Here is a 17,228-nt window from a genome sequence, read left to right on the forward strand (position 1 = left end):
ATGAGTTAAGAATCAGTCGGTGCAAGTTGAAAGAGAATTGGTATGAAATATTAAGATTCGTCGTTAAGCAAGTTTTGGGCGCAAGCTAGTTGCAATTGAATGATTTCGCTCATTTGCTGACTGTAATCTTGTCTAGCTTGTAAGAAGGCTGTGTGTGCTTTAGTTATCTTTGAATTATTAGCATTGAGCTTTTGATACTGGGTCTTATTTAAATCGAACATGCTGATGATGCTACTAATTTTTTGAGTTCTGACGGGTGGGGAGGAAAGAGAAATTGGCTGTCTAATTGCGCTTGACTCAGAAGATTGTAATTGTTCTTTCGGTTCAAAAACGTTATCAATGATATTTTTCGGTTTTACTTCTTCTGACAGAGGCAAGATGTTAGAGGAATGACTTTCTTCTTGGGTTATATGGTTGGAAGTGTTAAGAAAATCTGTGATTTCAGATTGTTGGACATTAGGTATATCTGGATGCTGTATTTTGAAGCGTTCGCACTTAATATCCTCAACCAAATTTTCAACAAGTTTACGATTTTCTTCGCTCAAAATTGTAGCAGCGATCGCTTTCCCACCTAAGGTAACTGTTCTCAATGTTGCTTTACTTGAATTAGCACTTTCTTGGGCTTTGCTATACAACGGTGATAAATCTACGTTCACCTGATGACTGAGTAGTTTTGCTAAGGCTTTGACCATCGAAGCATGGTCATCCATCCCTCTACGATTTAGAGAGACTGTAATGTGTTCTTTATTGCCGAGAATTTTATCAATCCATCGTGAACAAACACTACCTGCGCCTGCTTCTAGAAATATTTTCACACCATCATCGTGGACACGATTTACCAATCGGGGAAAATCAAGCTCTTGGCACAATCCTTTAGCGATGTTATGCGCGATCGCATCTCTTTCGAGTGCAACTGGTTGATAATCGGCGGCAGAATAAAATACAATCCCAGGAAGATTTTGTGATGGTAAGCTGTTTACCTTCTTGATTTCCTCGAACTGCGATCGCATCGCCTCACAATGTATCACATGGTCGAAGGGAGCGGGAAAAGAATTACAACCTAAAGTTGCAATCACTCGCTTGCAGGCTGCATCGTCACCAGCAATTAATACTTCTTCTGGTGTGTTGATTTGAGTTAAGTAGACGTGATTTTCATGTTTCAGGCATTCTCTAACTTGAGATGGAGTAGCCATGAGAACATAAGTATTCCAAAAATTGTTGTTTGGTGAATCTGTTAATCCCCAATATTCACGCACAGCATTTTTCGGCCCAGATAGCTTATCACCAAATAAAGGTGATGAGTTTAAAGTGTTACTTCCACCTTCAAAATCACTCCAAACCCCTTGGGCAACCATCATGCTAGTTTCACCCAAGCTATACCCAAAAACGCATTGCGGCTTGACTTGAAAATCATCTCGAAAAATTGCTGTCATGTATCTAGCAAAAGCGATTTCACTTTCAAACATTGCTAGTGAATCATCTAACAATTGCTTTTCGAGAGTTTCTAATTGCCTGGTTGTCAATTTAGGCAAGCTTCTGGGATAAACCAATTTTTCAACATCGGCAGCTCGATTGTAGAGATTGTTACTTTTTAAATCCTCAAAGACTTTCGGAAATAACCGGAAGACGGTACGACCAATGCCGATATAAGAATTAACTGCTGCGGGATAAACATAAGCAACTGCTCCAGTTTTACCCAATGGTTTTGCTGTGAAATAACTTCCTATTGGTGTTTGCCAATCTGTGCCATTTTCAAAGGCGTTATTTACACCTTTGCGGGCAGATTCAATTTCTTTGAGTAGTTCTTTTGTGTTACGTCCTGCGATTGATAAGACGTATTTTGGAGCAGATTGCTGTTGAAAGGTAGTGAATGTTTGGCTGGCGGTAGCTGATAAAGAAGAACTAGCTTCGATGGATTTTTGGAGATGGTTTAAGATATCGGGTATAGTGGAGCGATCGCTAACTGCGATCGGAAACAGATGAAAAGGCATTTGTTGCAAATATCTGTTGTCGCGCTCCTCTTGGCTGGGTTCCTCCGATAAGATTAAATGGGCGTAACTGCCATCTATACCCATGCTATTAATTGCTGCTATTCTGCGTGTGCCGCCTTTATCGACAAACCAAGGTCTTGATTCCATTGCCACATAGAAAGGGCTACCTTCCCATACTTGCGGTGTTTTGACACCAGACCATTTGGGGGTAGCGGGAATGTACCTGTAATAAAGACAGAGAGCAGTTTTGATTAAGCTAGCAATTCCCGATGCTGTATAGGTGTGGCCAATATTGGCTTTAACGCTGCCCAATGCACAGTGCAAACCATTGCCCACTTTCGGATAAGCTTGCAGTAAACCTGTGATTTCGGCTTCATCCTCCTGGGGAACACCGCTACCGAAGACTTCCACATAGTTAACCTCTGTGGGTTGAATCTCAGCCATCTGGAAGGCTTGTTTGCAGACATCACTGATAGCTGAAGCATCAGGTTTTACCAAAGCATCACTCAAAGTAGAATTACCTTGTGCAAAACTCATAGCATCAATTACTGCATAGATGCGTTCATTATCTTCCTTAGCAGCTTTGTAACGCTTGAGGACAACTGCACCAGCACCTTCACCAACCGTCCAGCCATTAGCTTGCTGGTCATAACCCAAGGTATTGACACCCGTATTAATCGGTGCAAATTGGCTGCGGAACAAGACATTTTCTACACCACCGGCTAAATCTACCGCACCCACAACCACTGCATCAACTTCTCCCGTAGCGAGTAGCATTTGGGCAACTTCCAACGCTTTGAGGGCAGAATTTTCGCCAGCACTGACGGTGAATGCAGGGCCAGTGAAGTTCCACAAAGCCGAAATCCGACTCGCCATGATGTTGGCAATGTGACTGACATATTCGCCGATTTCTACTGGCTGGTGAATGCTATCTTTGACAATGGTTTCCAGTTGGGAAAGCTGTTGGGCAGGTAGAGAAATTCCTTGGTTGAGTAAGCCGTCTTTAACTTGCCAAGATAGATTCCATCTTTGCTGTAGCTGATGCACAGAGAATTCTGTCTCGGCGGCGACAATCACAGCCACATTGCCACCCTCCTGTAGTTTCGCATCTTTCACGGCGCGATCGCTAACCTTCAGGAGTAACAATTGCTGCGGATTTAACTTGTCTATTTCGTTCGGTGGGATTTTACACGATAAAGTATCGATTTCAAAATCTTTGATGTATGCCCCTACTGGCGCTTTCCCATCGGTTAAACCGTATTCTTTCAGGACATTTTCTTGATTTTCTATCCCATGCCATCTTTGAGGCGGTAGGGAAGTAAAATGCTGTGTTCCATCATAAATACTGCGTTCAAAAGCATCTAAACCATTACAGTTACCAAAAAAGGCATCCATGCCAACAATGGCAACTTTGGTAGGTGGAACAGGTGGAGTTGATTCAACTGATTCTGTTGTATTTCCTTGTTCTAAAATCAGATGAGAATTAGTGCCGCCAAAACCAAAAGCACTGATAGCTGCCCGTTTGATTGGTGCGTTATTATTAGGCCATGCCGTAGCTGTTCTAACAATTTTGTCGGCGGAAATTGTACCATTTTCTGATGTTAAAGGTTCCGAAACATTCATGGTTGCTGGAATTACACCATGAGACATACTCAAAATCACCTTAGTCAAGCCAACCATCCCAGCAGCAGTTAGCAAGTGACCAGTATTTGCCTTAGCAGAACCTACCAGAGGTGCAGCTTGATTTTGACCAAAGAATGTTTCGATGGAATTGAATTCGGTTGTATCTCCTAGTAATGTGCCGGTGGCGTGACACTCTAGATAATCGATGGTTTTGGGGCTAACTTTTGCCTCGTTATAGGCTCGTTCAAAAGCTAGGACTTGTCCTTTAGGATTTGGACTGAGTAAATGTTTACCTTTGCCATCATTTGAGAGTCCATTACCGCAGATAGTAGCGAGAATATTGTCGCCATCCCTAACGGCATTAGAATATCTTTTCAGCATCACCATCCCAACACCATCGGCGGGGATTAGCCCTCTAGAGGATTTATCTAAGGGGCGGCTAATGCCGTTTTCTGCATACCCTTGAACACCGGAAAATAACATCCGCACAAACAGGGAATCTGCACAACTGATGGCTCCAGCTAACATGACATCAGCTTTGTGTGACCATAAGTAATGAGATGCTAATTTAATCGCATAAAATGATGATGAGCAAGCAGCATCCAGACATAAATTAATCTGGGATAGCGATAGAGCTTGAGCTACGATAGATGCTGGTAAACCAGATATCATCGCATTGTATAAAGATGCTTTAGTTGCACTTGGTACAGCTAAATTGAAGTCTTCATACTGCAAAAGTTCTCTAACGGCAGGATTAATAGCTTGCTGGTAAATTGGAGAGAATAATTGATTAGATAATTTTGTTGGGAATGATAAATTACCTAAAATTACGCCGCATTTTGCCAGGACATTTTGATTACCCCAATAACCACTTTGTTCAATTGCTTGTTTAGCGGCATACAATGACCATTTAAAGGTGTTATCTAAGCTATCAACAAATTCTGATGGTAGATTGTATTCAGATGGATTAAACTGGAAGTTGTGGATGTACCCACCTTTGAGGGAATAAGTTTTGTCTGGTGTGCCTTTAACTGGATTGTGAAATATTGTCGGCTCTACTCCGATTTCTTCGACGGTTGCAGAGGATGTCGAATCTTTTTGAGCAATAATGTTTTGCCAGTATTCTTCAGGATTCTTCGCATCGGGGAATAGGCATGATAATGCGATGATGGCTATTTTTTCCACGATTTATATTCTCCGAGTTTGGGTATTTAGCAAGAGATAATTAAAAGGCAGGATTTACGCTGTTCCCCAAACTTTGAAGTGGCAAGTTATAGCAATCCTATCTGAGTTGTGATAAATACTCTTTTTAACGAACCGCAAAGAACGCAAAGGGCGCGTTCGCGCAGCGTCTCGTAGAGAAGAAAAGTAAGAATTTTACAGAGATTTTAGGATTGCTATATGGATGTTGACTGGTAAGAAGATTATTAGCTTCTGAGCATTTTCATTGACCAAATAATGGCGTGGGCGCCGAGCATTCGTGAATAGATTTTACCTTGGCGATCGTGTATGATGAAGTTTGCGATCGCACTACTTGGTGTCTTAGCTAATACTTCACAAGAAACGTAAAATGTTTCGTTATGTGGTATCATCGCAAATTGTTCAAACTTTTCTACTTTTCCAGGTAAACAACCTTCTTCATGAAAGTGTTGTGTCCAAACCCATAAGGCGTGCATACTCAAGTCAGTTGTATAAGGATTGACCCATTGCACCGGGAATTGTCCTTGTTGCTGTGGTGTGAGTTCTGGCCACAGACATTCTGTAGTAATTTTTTCAGAGCTGATATTTAAGACTCTTTTGATTTCTTGAAAAGCTGGGCCATGAAATAATGTAGCCCCACCATTTTGATAAAAATCTTTTCCTGTAGCGGTGATAATATTATCTTCTTCGAGATTGAGAGATTCATAAGTGGGTATATCTGGGATTTCTCGCTGGAGATTGAGTTGAGCGCTAAAATGAAAATGAATTCTACCATGTGGGTTTTTACTCGAAATTTTGGCTTTAAGTTCGATTCTTTCAAGATTAACTTTAGAAATTTCTTCTATTTCTAAAATATGTTCCTTTGCTAATGTTTCATTGAAAGTAATCCCCTTCAAAACCTTGAAATCTTGGTAATTAAACAGCCGATAACCAGGATATAATTGTTCAGAAGCATTGATAATCCATGTCATTGCACAAGTTGCTGGTAAAACTGGAGAGCCAGCAATAGTATGATCGTGTAAAAATGGATTAGCCTCCAATGTCATTTGGCGACGAATACGATGGGTTCGTAGTTCTGAATCTAACTCCGCCGCCAGTGGAACGAGTGGGCTACCAATAACAACTTGTGAGGTTGCATGGTTGGTATTATCCATTTCCTTAACGAGCATTTGTGCCCCAACTGCAATCGGAATTATATCAATTTTTCGCTCTTGAAAAATCTTCTTTAATTCTGCTGTCACCATCCCACTGTCCCAAGCGCCCCAGTTGATAGCGACGACATGACATGAAGGATAACTTTGCTTAAATATATGGGCTGATTTGTTCAAAATTTCATTTGCGATCGCATAATCAGATTGTCCAGGATTTCCGTAAAAGCCTGTTACTGAAGAAAACAAAACTAAATGCTGAAGTTGATTAGGGTTAACGCAAGTTAGCAGGTTTTCTAAACCTTGAACTTTGGCAGTGTAAACTTTTTCAAAATCCTCTTCTGTTTTCTTTTCTATTAACTTATCAGCTAAGTTTCCCGCGCCGTGAATGATTCCGGTAATTGGGCCAAGATGTTGTACAGCAGTGGCAAGTTTTTCTTGTAAAGCTTGTGTATCTGTGACATCGACGCTGATATATTCTGCTTTAGCTCCGGTTTTTTCAATTGCTGCTAGAGTCTTTTTAATTTCACGGCTAGAGGTAATTTTGTTATATATTTTTTGTACATTCATGGGTGTGGGCTTCTCTCCTTGAGAAAGAAGATTTTCCATGATGCATTTTTTCAATGCGGATTCATCGGCATTTTGAGCGTAATCTGGCTCGGTTTCTAATAGTTCGGAGCGACCGAGGAGGATGAATTTGCAGGGTTGCTGTTGGGCTAATTTGATAGTACACTCAGCCGTAATCCCTTTTGCACCGCCGCTCACGACAAAGACAGATGATGGACTAAGCTGGGCTGTTTGTGTCATAAATCCTCGTGAATACCTGTATAAATTGGGTTTTTTGATGTGTAACTTATTTTTGAAACCCCCGCTTCCATTCCTCTCCCGCACAGGGCTACGGTGTACATGCAAGTCTGAAGTAGCTGATTAACCGGGGTTTTACCCCACCCTAACCCTCCCCTTATAAAGGGGAGGGAACTAGATTTCCTGTTTCCCCCCTTTATAAGGGGGTATTAAGGGGGGTAATTCGACTTGTGTGTACACCGAGGCTTTGATTCTTATTCCCCAAGGCTAGTAGGGAAGGGGTTGGGGGTTAGGTTTGAGAGAAAGTAATCTACTTTTTAATCGGCGATAATGGTGACTCGTCCCTGTGAACCATACCCAACTTCACTGATATAAAGATTAGGGTCGTGAAGCTCGGCTATGATGTTTTTTACTGACTGTTTAGCATCAAGTCTGGGGCTTAAATCGATCGCACGAGTAAACACCTTTGGCCATTCCCATCTCAAAGTTTTGGTTAATCCGAACAAACCAGCACCGATCGCACCGAAGTTGACTTTGTACTCTAACCCGAAGGCTCCATCCAGGTGAGCTACTGTGCAGAAACAACTACGTCCATGTTTTGCGGCTTCGTTTAGAGAAGGTTTCAGGTGTTTCGCCATCAAAAATACGTGCTTGACGATCGCCTTTTCTGATTCGTTATAAGAAATACTTCCGGTGTGATTTCCTACAAACATTGGATGTAAGTGGATGAAGGCCCCAATCGTTCCGCAGTGAGATGCGATCGCTTGCAATTGTTGTTGAAGATGTTCTTCACTCAAATTTGCTAAGGTGACGCGGGTTACTCCTGTGGGTAAGGGTGCTTGTTGGGCGATGAGCGATTGGGGGAAGCTGATAACTACTACTTTCCAGCCTTTCTCGATTAGGGATTCAGTTAATTTATAGGTGGTGAGGGAACCATCATCGGTGATTAAACCGATGTGTCCCTCTGGTAACGTGAAATCCAAATAATCGGGCTGTGCGAGACTTCTGAGTTTGACCGGATGGCGCTGGATATTATGCTCTAATTCATGTTCTAATTGGGGTGGCTGCTGTTGGACAAACTCAGGCTCAGACTTTTTTTTTTCACCTCCAGCCAACTGCTGTAGGTAATCGACTATTTGACCGATGGTGCGGAGATCGCCGAGTTCTTCGATATTCGGTTTGGGTAAGTTGGGGTACATTTCTTGCATCGCCCCTAAGATTTCCACCCGTTTGATGGAATCAATTCCTAAGTCGGCTTCCATGTCCATTTCCAGTTCCAGCATCTCCACTGGATAGCCGGTTTTATCGCTGGTGATGGCTAACAGAGTTTCACCTAAGTTTGCAAATTCATCACCCTCCGGGTTCGCCAGTTCAACGCCAGTCGCCTGCGACGGGAAACCCGTCTTCAGCGCTAGCTCCTCTTTGTTGGAGTAACTTGTAGCGGGTTCTGGTTCTGGAGTGAATGCGACAACTACGCTTGGTTCAGGTGCAACGACTACCTCAACTACTGGTGCAGCCTCTACTGCAATATCAGTTGCTTTTTGTACTTCGTGAATTGCAATTTCTACAGAAACACTTTTGGAAGCGTGGGATTGCAGATACTCAACAACTTGACCGATGGTGCGTTTTTCTGACAGTTCTTCTAAATTGGGCTTGGGTAGGTTGGGGTACATTTCTTGTAGCGCTCCCAAGATTTCCACCCGTTTGATGGAGTCAATTCCTAAATCAGCCTCCATATCCATGTCCATTTCCAGCATTTCGACTGGGTAGCCCGTTTTGTCGCTGGTGATGGCTAACAGGTTTTTATCCAAGTCAACAATATCGATGGTTGCGCCAGATACAGGTGCAGCAGTTGTGGGTGCTGGTGGGGTGAATGCAACAACTTCCTCGACTGGAGGTGCGCTAATTTTGACTACAACCTCTGCTTGGGGTTCTACTACTGGGACAGGTGGCTCTACTGTCTCGACAGTGGCGAAATGCGGAGTTGGTAGAGATGCGACTGATCGCGTCTTTATTGGCTCTACAGCAGGCGGCAGAGGTTCTTGAGTAACATTTAAGCCATTTTTAGCTACAGGCTCAGTTACAGGCAAAGGCTGGCTTTCTACTATCTTGGTAGTAGCAGGTACTGGTGCATCACTAACAGTTGTTTCTGTTGTGAAGGGAGTGAAATTGCTTATCTCTGTTAATTGGGTTGCTCCCTCACCAGAGATGATTTGAGAATACTCTTGCTGGATGAGTTGGAAAAAGCTCTTAGTATATTCCAACTGCTCTTGAAGATATTGCTCATGGATGCGTAGAGTTTCACCTTGTTGGGAGTGAAACTGCATCATACTACGCTCTAAGCTTTCCATGACAACTAGCTTCATTTTGGCAGTTTCGGCTGTTGATTTACTTTCACTCAACAAGGAATTCTGCTGCTGCATCAGTTGGAAAAACGCTTTAGCGTATTCCATTTGATGGTTGAGATAAGTACCGTGAACTTGTAAATTCTCGGCTTGATTTTCCTGGAACTGTGTCAGGAGATATTCTAAACTTGCTAAAAGTTGTTCGTAATTTGTAAGTTTTTCTGGTGTTGGTTGCATCTTAGATTCCTGGGCTGGTTGTGACAGGGTCACAGGATTCATTTGTTGCTCTGGTTGGGTGATGATATTAGAACTCACACCGTTCATTGTTGCGGTGGATTTTTTATGTCCGTTAGTCTCAATTACAGCCAGAGGTGGAGTTACACCTGGGCTACTAAATAAAGGAGCCGCATCAGAATATTCGGGGGTGGGTAATGTGACTTTATGCCCATCCTGCAAAGCTAGAGCGAAGGCATTTTTCGTTTTTTCGGATCTGTAGTTTATCCCGTTTAAACGGACATTTAATGTCTTCTTCGTCTCAATTGGGGGTATAGTTTGGGGAAGTTGGTAAGGATCGAGATTATTCAAAGCCATACCTATCACCCGCAACTGCACAACTGCTTCTCGCAAAGAGCGATCGCTATTCTTTTGAACGCTGGGGTTCAAAGATACGGTGATATGAGGGCGATCGCCAAGGATATCTTTGACTAAGTTAGTAAGAATTCTTCTCGGCCCAAATTCCACAAAGCAAGTACCACCTGCCGCATAGATATTTTCAATTTCCTGCTTAAACAGCACTGAGTTGGAAAGGTGCGTTTCCAGAATCTTTTGAATACCTTGGGGTTCTTTGGGATACTGCTTACTGGTAACGTTGCTGTAAACAGGGATTTTAGGACTTTGGAACTTGACGGACTTGGTAGCGATCGCAAAGGATTTCTGAGCAAAGGCAATTAGCGGTGTATGGAACGCTGCTGACACAGGTAACAATACAGCTGTATATCCTTTCTCGTGTAAAGCCTCTTTGATTCTCGCTATTTCTGCGGTCGGCCCAGCCAAGACAAATTGAGTGGGAGAATTTTGATTAGCGATCGCAACTTGGGGAAAATGTCTCAGCACTGCTTCCACTTTGCTGATATCTTCTTTGACAGCCAACATACTTCCCGCATCATGATCTGGATCTTCGGGTGCAGCCATTGCTTGACCCCTAGCTTTCACTAAGAATAAGTAATCTTCTGTACTCAAAACCCCCGCAGCCCATAGCGCTGTTAGTTCACCAAAGCTATGACCGGCCACAAAATCTGACTTAAATCCAGCTTGTTGCAGTATGCTGTACATCCCTGCACTCAACACCCCGATGGCTGGTTGAGCATATTCTGTGCGTTGCAAGGCAGCAATTTGGACATTCTTTTCTGCCTCTCCAAACACAGGATGAGGAAAAACGATTTCTGACAACGGTTGCAAATTATCTTTGAGCAACAGGCTATCCATATAACCATGCAGACGGCGCATTAAAGGAAAATTCATCACCAGTTCGCGTCCCATCTCCAAGTATTGCGAACCTTGACCAGAAAATAGAGAGACAACTTTTCCGCCCAACTCCATACCAGAGGAACGGTAATAAATCCCTTGGGGATGCTCCCAAGATGCTGCTGTTCCTTTGTGTTTCAGCCACTCAATGCTAGTTTGCAGCAACTTACAAGCTTCTTCCAGATTCTCAGCTACAAACCCAAATCTGGCAGCAGAAAAGGGAATTTGTTGTGATTTGCACTCATTGACTAATTGTGCGTAATGTGTGGGTGCTTCAGGTGAACGCAACTTACCTAAAATATCTTCCGACTTGCTCAACAATTGGTCTACTGTAGGAGCAAACAACAGCACTTCACTAGCATCACTGTGTAAGCGGTAAGCCTGGTTTTGGTCAGCTTCATATTCTTCCAAAACAACGTGATAGTTGGTGCCGCCAAAGCCAAAGGAACTGACACCTGCACGTCTTGGTGCTTCCCCTTCTGGACGAATCCAAGGTCTAGTTTCAGTATTCAAATAAAAGGATGAATTTTTAATGTTGAGTTTGGGGTTTGGCTCGGTAATGTTAATTGTGGGCGGCAATACTTTGTGATGTAAAGCCAAAGCAGTTTTAATCAAACTTGCCGCACCCGCAGCCGCTTTTGTGTGTCCAATTTGTGATTTTACACTACCCAAAGCGATATGCTGCTTTTTATCATCATGTACATCAAAGTAGTCTTTTAAAGAACCGAATTCTGTCGGATCTCCAGCCATTGTACCAGTGCCATGTGCTTCCATCAAACCAACAGTAGCGGGAGAGAAACCGGCATCTTCATAAGCACGTTCTAAGGCTTTAATTTGACCTTCTTTGCGGGGAGCATAAATGCTCTTATAACGTCCATCGCTGGAAGTACCAATACCTTTAATTACGGCATATATTTTATCGTTGTCCCGTTCAGCATCTTCTAACCGTTTGAGAACAATCATCCCGATACCTTCACCCAGCATCATCCCATCGGATTTAGCATCGAAAGGTTTGACATTTTCACTGGGAGAAACAGCCGGCGTTTTGCTGAACGAGATGTAAGCCATGATGGTGTTGTCGGTATCAACGCCACCAGTCAGCATCATGTCAGAACGATGCTCAACTAGTTCGCTAATTGCCATCTTTAAAGCGCCAAAGGAACTAGCGCAAGCGGCATCAACTACGCAATTCATTCCGCCAAAATTTAGGCGATTGGCAATTCTACCCGCGACTACGTTAGCTAACATTCCAGGGAAAGCGTTCTCATCCCACTTCACATAAGCGCTTCTGATTTTATCAACGATTTTTTGAGTATCTTCATCAGATAAACCACTACTTTTGAGTGCTTTTTCCCAAATTGGATATTCCAACCTAGCTGAAAGTGGCATTCCTAATTGCTTGGCCATCGCCACGCCTAAGATTACCCCAACCATCTCGCGGTTAAACTCACGTTTTTCACCATAACCTGCATCTTCCATTGCCTCTTTCGCAACCACTAAACTTAATAGTTGCGATACATCTGTGACTTCTAAAATGCTGGGTGGTATGCCGAATTCCATCGGGTTAAAATCTACTTCTGGAAGAAATCCACCTCTTTTACAATAGGTTTTATCTTCAGTAGTTCTGGGATTCGGATCGTAATAATCTTCAACACTCCAGTGAGTAGCAGGAACATCAGTAATACAGTCAATTTTGTTTACTATATTTTGCCAGTATTCCCGCAAATTTCTGGCTTGAGGTAATAGAGAAGCCATGCCAACAATGGCGATAGGATTGTGTTGTAATTGTCTGTTAATTTTGTTAATTGACACTGATTTATCTGATTTATCTGACTTCATGTTTTTTTCCTCTATAGACCTCATCACAGCCTTCTCACAATTATTGATAAGGCTTTCTAACTCCGCTAAGGCAGTATCAATCGAATAAGCAGACATAGGGCATAGTTAGTACTGTGGATTGTGTAGCTACAGTAATTCTGTTGCCTACTAATTAATGAAAAACTCTGGTTTTGTAAGCAGTTAGCTATCTTATTTTTGCTAAATGCTTGTCTTGAAATCGACACCACACGATACATACTGCCGGGGTAAAGCCTTATGTTTCCAGGCGACTTTGGCACACTGCGTAGGCGTAGCCCGTCGTAGACATCGCAAAAAAATGTTATCCAACGCTAGACTCTTGATATTGTGGCAATAGGTTGATGACGTTGTTAAAACTGGTAAAATAGTCTTGGAGTGTAATACCTGCTTGACCAGTGAATTCAATGCATTTGTAATAGTAGAGATTTTGAGCAATGCTATCCCACTGGAACGATGACAACTGAGGAGTAGCTAAAGGAACAGAAACGCTTTTCTCACCCGAAACTTTTTGATTCTCTAGCCCAACCACAGCAACATAGCTGTTATTAATGACAACGTTCTGTATCTCGATCAATGTCATAGACAGTTTCAACGTCCAGGATAATATATTTTATGGGATTTGACCCAGGAAAGTTGACAAGTTCGTTACAGAAAAGACACCACCTTTTATCCGAGTTTATGCAAGTTTAGAAGTAATTAAACGATCATAATGTGATGGATAAACAGTTAATTTTAGTTATTTTTAATTTTTAAATTCTAATTAAATAACTAGTTTGTCTAACTGCTTTTAAGCATTGAATTAATAAAAACAATAACACACTTTACATAAACTAAATCATTCCTTTAAAGTTATTTTATAAATAAACTTCCATTCTTGCTGGTGTAACTTTTGAATAGAATTCAGCATAAAAGTATAATTTATGACTATATATATCTGTGAGATATTTTGTTATCTACGGGTTAGCCAAAAATTTGTACTGAATTAACTTAACAATGCAAATCTGTTGTCTAGTAAATAACAATTCTATGAATACATAGATAAATTGAATAACCATAAGTATGTTTTTTCAGAGAAACATCATAATTTAGTCAAAGTTTCGGGTTATTTTTCAATATAAGTCAAGTTAAGACGCAAAGCGGTTATTTATAAAGCAAATGTTAATTTTTAGTATGTTACTTGATAAACATTCTTTGTGGAGCTGCGCCAAATCTCTTTATTTCTTGGCGTACTTGGTGTACTTGGCGGTTCGTTATTGCACTATAGGTGCATATTCATACAGAATTGGTATAACGCACCAAATGTATTGCTTCACGCCTTTAATTACTATGAACAAAGCTGATAAGAATGTCTAATACTACACAACCCTGCTGATAATAATCTGTTAATAATATCAAATCTGCTTAATAACAAACTATCTTTTGGTATTCAATTAGCAAACGAGCGATTAGTAATGAGTAAATTTCTTCAGTCTCTAATCTGACTGTGATGAAATATTTTAGTGAGAGAATCAAGACTTATGCAAAGCTAATCAGTTGACAAAATCCAATTTTTATGGCATTGTTAATAACAAGTTTATCCGAATTTTGAGATCATTTTTATTAGCGCTTCATTGTTCTTGAAAGTTAAGTTTTCTGGTTAGCCCTATTGTATTTTACGCTACGGGATTAGATGTCAAATTAGGATATAACTTAGGAAGCTTTGAAGTAACACCACCATTAATTTTCACGCCACAATAGTGAGTTTGGGCGGCAAAAGCGTACAACAATTCATATAAAACCAATTTAGACCCATCCACTTTATTAAGGTAGAAACCTTAGAGGAAAAGCCCTCTTGGTAATTTGCGGATGAGTCTATATCTAAGCGATTAAATATAACCAGGCTATCCCCTAGAAAACAGAATTGGAATGAAAAGATGGCAGTAAATAAAGAAAGCCGATTATTCACAAAACCCGTAGGGCGATCGCAAGTAATTTTAGCAGCTTCTCTCACCTTAGCGGCGGGATTAATAGCTTTTTATAGTTTGATACCTTTTTGGTCTAAATCTAAAGTTGTCACACCAGCAACAAATCCTCCAAAAGCAGTCACTCCTGTGAAACTTGCTGTGACAGCCTTGGGACGTTTAGAACCAGAAGGCGAAGTTACTACTTTGACTGCTCCCACTTCCAATAATGGCGTGCGAGTAGACAGACTGTTGGTAAAAGAAGGCGATACGGTTAAAACAGGGCAAGTACTGGCCTATCTAGAAAATTATGGTCGTTCTAGAACCGCATTGCAACAAGCTTTAGACCAACTGCAAGTTGCCAAAGCTAAACTAGCGCAGGTGAAATCTGGAGCAAAAACCGGAGATATTAATGCTCAAAAGGCCGCGATCGCCCGTTTAGAGCCACAATATAAAGGAGACGTTGCTACCCAACAGGCGACAATCGACCGTATCCAGGCGGAAGTAGACAATGCTCAAGCTGAAAATAATCGCTATCAGCAATTATATAAACAAGGTGCGATCGCGGCTTCTGTAGCAGATAGCAAAGCTTTGCAACTAAAGACTACACAACAGCAGTTAGCAGAAGCCCAAGCCACTCTCAAGCGGACTCAAGACACATACCAAGAACAACGCAAGCAAGCACAAGCGCAACTCACCAGTATTAGTGAAGTGCGTAGTGTAGATGTTCAGGTAGCACAAACCGAAGTCAACAGTGCAACAACTTCCGTTCAACAAGCAAAAGCCGACTTGGATTTAAGTTATATCAAAGCTCCCATAAATGGCAAAATTTTGAAAATTCACGCCAAAACCGGAGAAGTCATCAGCGCCAGCCGAGGATTTGCTGAGATAGGTAAGACATCTCAAATGTATGTGATTGCAGAGGTGTATCAAACCGATGTTCAAAAAGTGCGTGTAGGACAAAAAGCCACAATTACCAGCACTGCATTTACTGGAACAATAAAAGGAACTGTAAAAGAGATTGGTTGGCAAGTTGACAAGCAAAACATCTTCAGCCTAAACCCTGGCTCAGATACAGACCGCAGAATAATTGAAGTGAAAATTTCCATCGATAGTCCCGCAGATAGTGAAAAGGTTGCTCGTTTAACCAACTTACAGGTGGATGTTGCCATTCATATTTAGTTATTAGGTATGGAGCAAAACAGTTGCGAGTTTCGTTAGCGGATAGCTATAGTTGCCCGTTCCAAGTTGTGAGTAAAGGGGCACAGGCTAAACTCTAGCTATTTGCTAACAACACTCATTATTTAGCACTCTTAAGGGGCATTGGTCATTCACAAATTACAAATAAATCCATGATTTTCAAAATTCCTTTAGGATGGCTACAGCTAGCCCAACAAAAAATTCGTTTACTAGTAGCTGTAGCTGGGATTGGTTTTATTGTGCTGTTAATGTTTGTGCAACTTGGTTTTCAAGATGCTCTCTATTCAAGTGCGACCGCAGTACATCAGAATCTCAAAGGAGATTTATTTTTAGTTAGTTCTCAATATAAATCTTTGACCTCAAATCAAAGCTTTTCACGGACTCGTTTGTATCAATCTCTGGCGTTTGATGGCGTAGAGTCAGTTAGCCCTATGTATTTGCAATTTGCCAAATTAAAAAATCCGGCAACTGGCGAGAAATATTCAATATACGTCATTGGTTTCGATCCGGGTAGACCTGTGATGAACATTGCAGAAGTCGAGAAAAATTTAGATAAACTGAAAATTCCCGATGTCGTGCTTTTTGATCGGAGTTCTCGCCCAGAGTTTGGCCCAATAGCTAAAAAATTTGATGCGGGAGATACTGCACAGACAATTGAAATATTTCCCTTCAATTCATTAATTGGTTATAGAGTTAGAATTGGTGGCTTATTCAGCTTAGGGCCTTCCTTTGGGGTAGACGGAAACTTGCTTGTCAGTGACTCAACTTTTCTTAGGATAAATCCCAATACCCGTCCGGCAGATATGATCGATATCGGTTTGATTTCCCTCAAACCTGGTACTAATGCAGAAATAGTACTGAAAAATCTGCAAGCAACTTTGCCTAATGATGTCCAAGTTTTTACACGCCAAGGCTTTATTGATTTTGAGAAAAAATATTGGGCTGTCAGAACACCCATTGGTTTTATTCTTAACTTGATGTTGACAATGGCTGCGGTTGTTGGTGTAGTTATTGTTTATCAAATTCTTTACAGCAATATTGCTACACAATTTGTTGCTTACGCCACTTTAAAAGCCATAGGTTATGCCAATAAATATTTATTAAATGTGGTATTTCAGCAAGCTTTGATTTTGGCAATTTTAGGTTATATCCCAGGATTTATCACTTCTGTTTTGTTATATGACTTTGCAGCAGAAGCAACTAAACTACCAATCTTTATGACCATTAATAATGCACTCATTGTCTTAACCTCAACGGTTTTAATGTGCATAGCATCTGGAGCGCTTGCTATCAATAAACTTCGCTCCGCAGATCCGGGAGATATTTTCTAGCTATTCTTAACAGCAAACTAATCAAATTATTTTGCGTTGATATAGTGTCATAAGTAAGGATAGATGCAAACTCTCCACAGAAAAATTGCTCTTTATACCCATTGTAGGTTTTAAGTTAAAAGTTTTTACCAAAGTTCCAATTCGGTAAAACTTTGAAACTTTCTATCTAATAAATCAAATTCACCTATTTAACCTGAGTTCGGGATAAGGAAAGGGACAGGTAGTAAGCTGAAAATAACGTCAAATCCAGCACCTGTCCTATGTT

At 41.3% G+C, this 17,228-nt stretch carries 6 protein-coding genes; 2 read left to right on the forward strand and 4 right to left on the reverse strand.

Annotated elements, in window-relative coordinates:
* Window positions 1-50: 50 nt before the first annotated feature.
* The 4 genes from RMZ43_RS33680 to RMZ43_RS33695 all read right to left on the reverse strand — a co-directional run bounded on the left by RMZ43_RS33680 (window position 51) and on the right by RMZ43_RS33695 (window position 13,072).
* A complete protein-coding gene (locus tag RMZ43_RS33680) occupies window positions 51-4,799 on the reverse strand; it encodes a PfaB family protein (protein WP_322652211.1) in 4,749 nt (1,582 codons plus the stop codon).
* Window positions 4,800-5,041: 242 nt separating this feature from the next.
* Window positions 5,042-6,769, reverse strand: coding sequence for an SDR family NAD(P)-dependent oxidoreductase (locus RMZ43_RS33685; RefSeq protein WP_322652210.1), 1,728 nt, complete (start codon window positions 6,767-6,769; stop codon window positions 5,042-5,044).
* 314 nt (window positions 6,770-7,083) lie between these two features.
* The gene (locus RMZ43_RS33690; protein ID WP_322652209.1) at window positions 7,084-12,570 is read right to left on the reverse strand and encodes a polyketide synthase; all 5,487 of its coding nucleotides are present in this window, start codon (window positions 12,568-12,570) and stop codon (window positions 7,084-7,086) included.
* A 223-nt stretch (window positions 12,571-12,793) separates the two neighbouring features.
* The gene (locus tag RMZ43_RS33695; protein WP_322650254.1) at window positions 12,794-13,072 is read right to left on the reverse strand and encodes a hypothetical protein; all 279 of its coding nucleotides are present in this window, start codon (window positions 13,070-13,072) and stop codon (window positions 12,794-12,796) included.
* A 1,333-nt stretch (window positions 13,073-14,405) separates the two neighbouring features.
* Between RMZ43_RS33695 and RMZ43_RS33700 the strand changes: the two genes are divergently transcribed.
* Window positions 14,406-15,614 (forward strand): ABC exporter membrane fusion protein, encoded by a 1,209-nt coding sequence (locus RMZ43_RS33700; RefSeq protein ID WP_322650255.1) that lies wholly within the window; start codon window positions 14,406-14,408, stop codon window positions 15,612-15,614.
* Between the two features lie 170 nt (window positions 15,615-15,784).
* The gene (devC, locus tag RMZ43_RS33705; protein ID WP_322650256.1) at window positions 15,785-16,963 is read left to right on the forward strand and encodes an ABC transporter permease DevC; all 1,179 of its coding nucleotides are present in this window, start codon (window positions 15,785-15,787) and stop codon (window positions 16,961-16,963) included.
* The last annotated feature ends 265 nt before the right edge of the window (window positions 16,964-17,228 follow it).

The sequence above is a fragment of the Nostoc sp. CmiVER01 genome, assembly GCF_034531135.2.
Classification (GTDB): domain Bacteria; phylum Cyanobacteriota; class Cyanobacteriia; order Cyanobacteriales; family Nostocaceae; genus Nostoc.

Bases quoted from the DNA above. Each gene is read 5' to 3' on its own strand.
- RMZ43_RS33685 (WP_322652210.1), bottom strand. From the start codon at position 6,769: ATGACACAAACAGCCCAGCTTAGTCCATCATCTGTCTTTGTCGTGAGC.
- devC (WP_322650256.1), top strand. From the start codon at position 15,785: ATGATTTTCAAAATTCCTTTAGGATGGCTACAGCTAGCCCAACAAAAA.
- RMZ43_RS33695 (WP_322650254.1), bottom strand. From the start codon at position 13,072: ATGACATTGATCGAGATACAGAACGTTGTCATTAATAACAGCTATGTT.
- RMZ43_RS33690 (WP_322652209.1), bottom strand. From the start codon at position 12,570: ATGTCTGCTTATTCGATTGATACTGCCTTAGCGGAGTTAGAAAGCCTT.
- RMZ43_RS33700 (WP_322650255.1), top strand. From the start codon at position 14,406: ATGGCAGTAAATAAAGAAAGCCGATTATTCACAAAACCCGTAGGGCGA.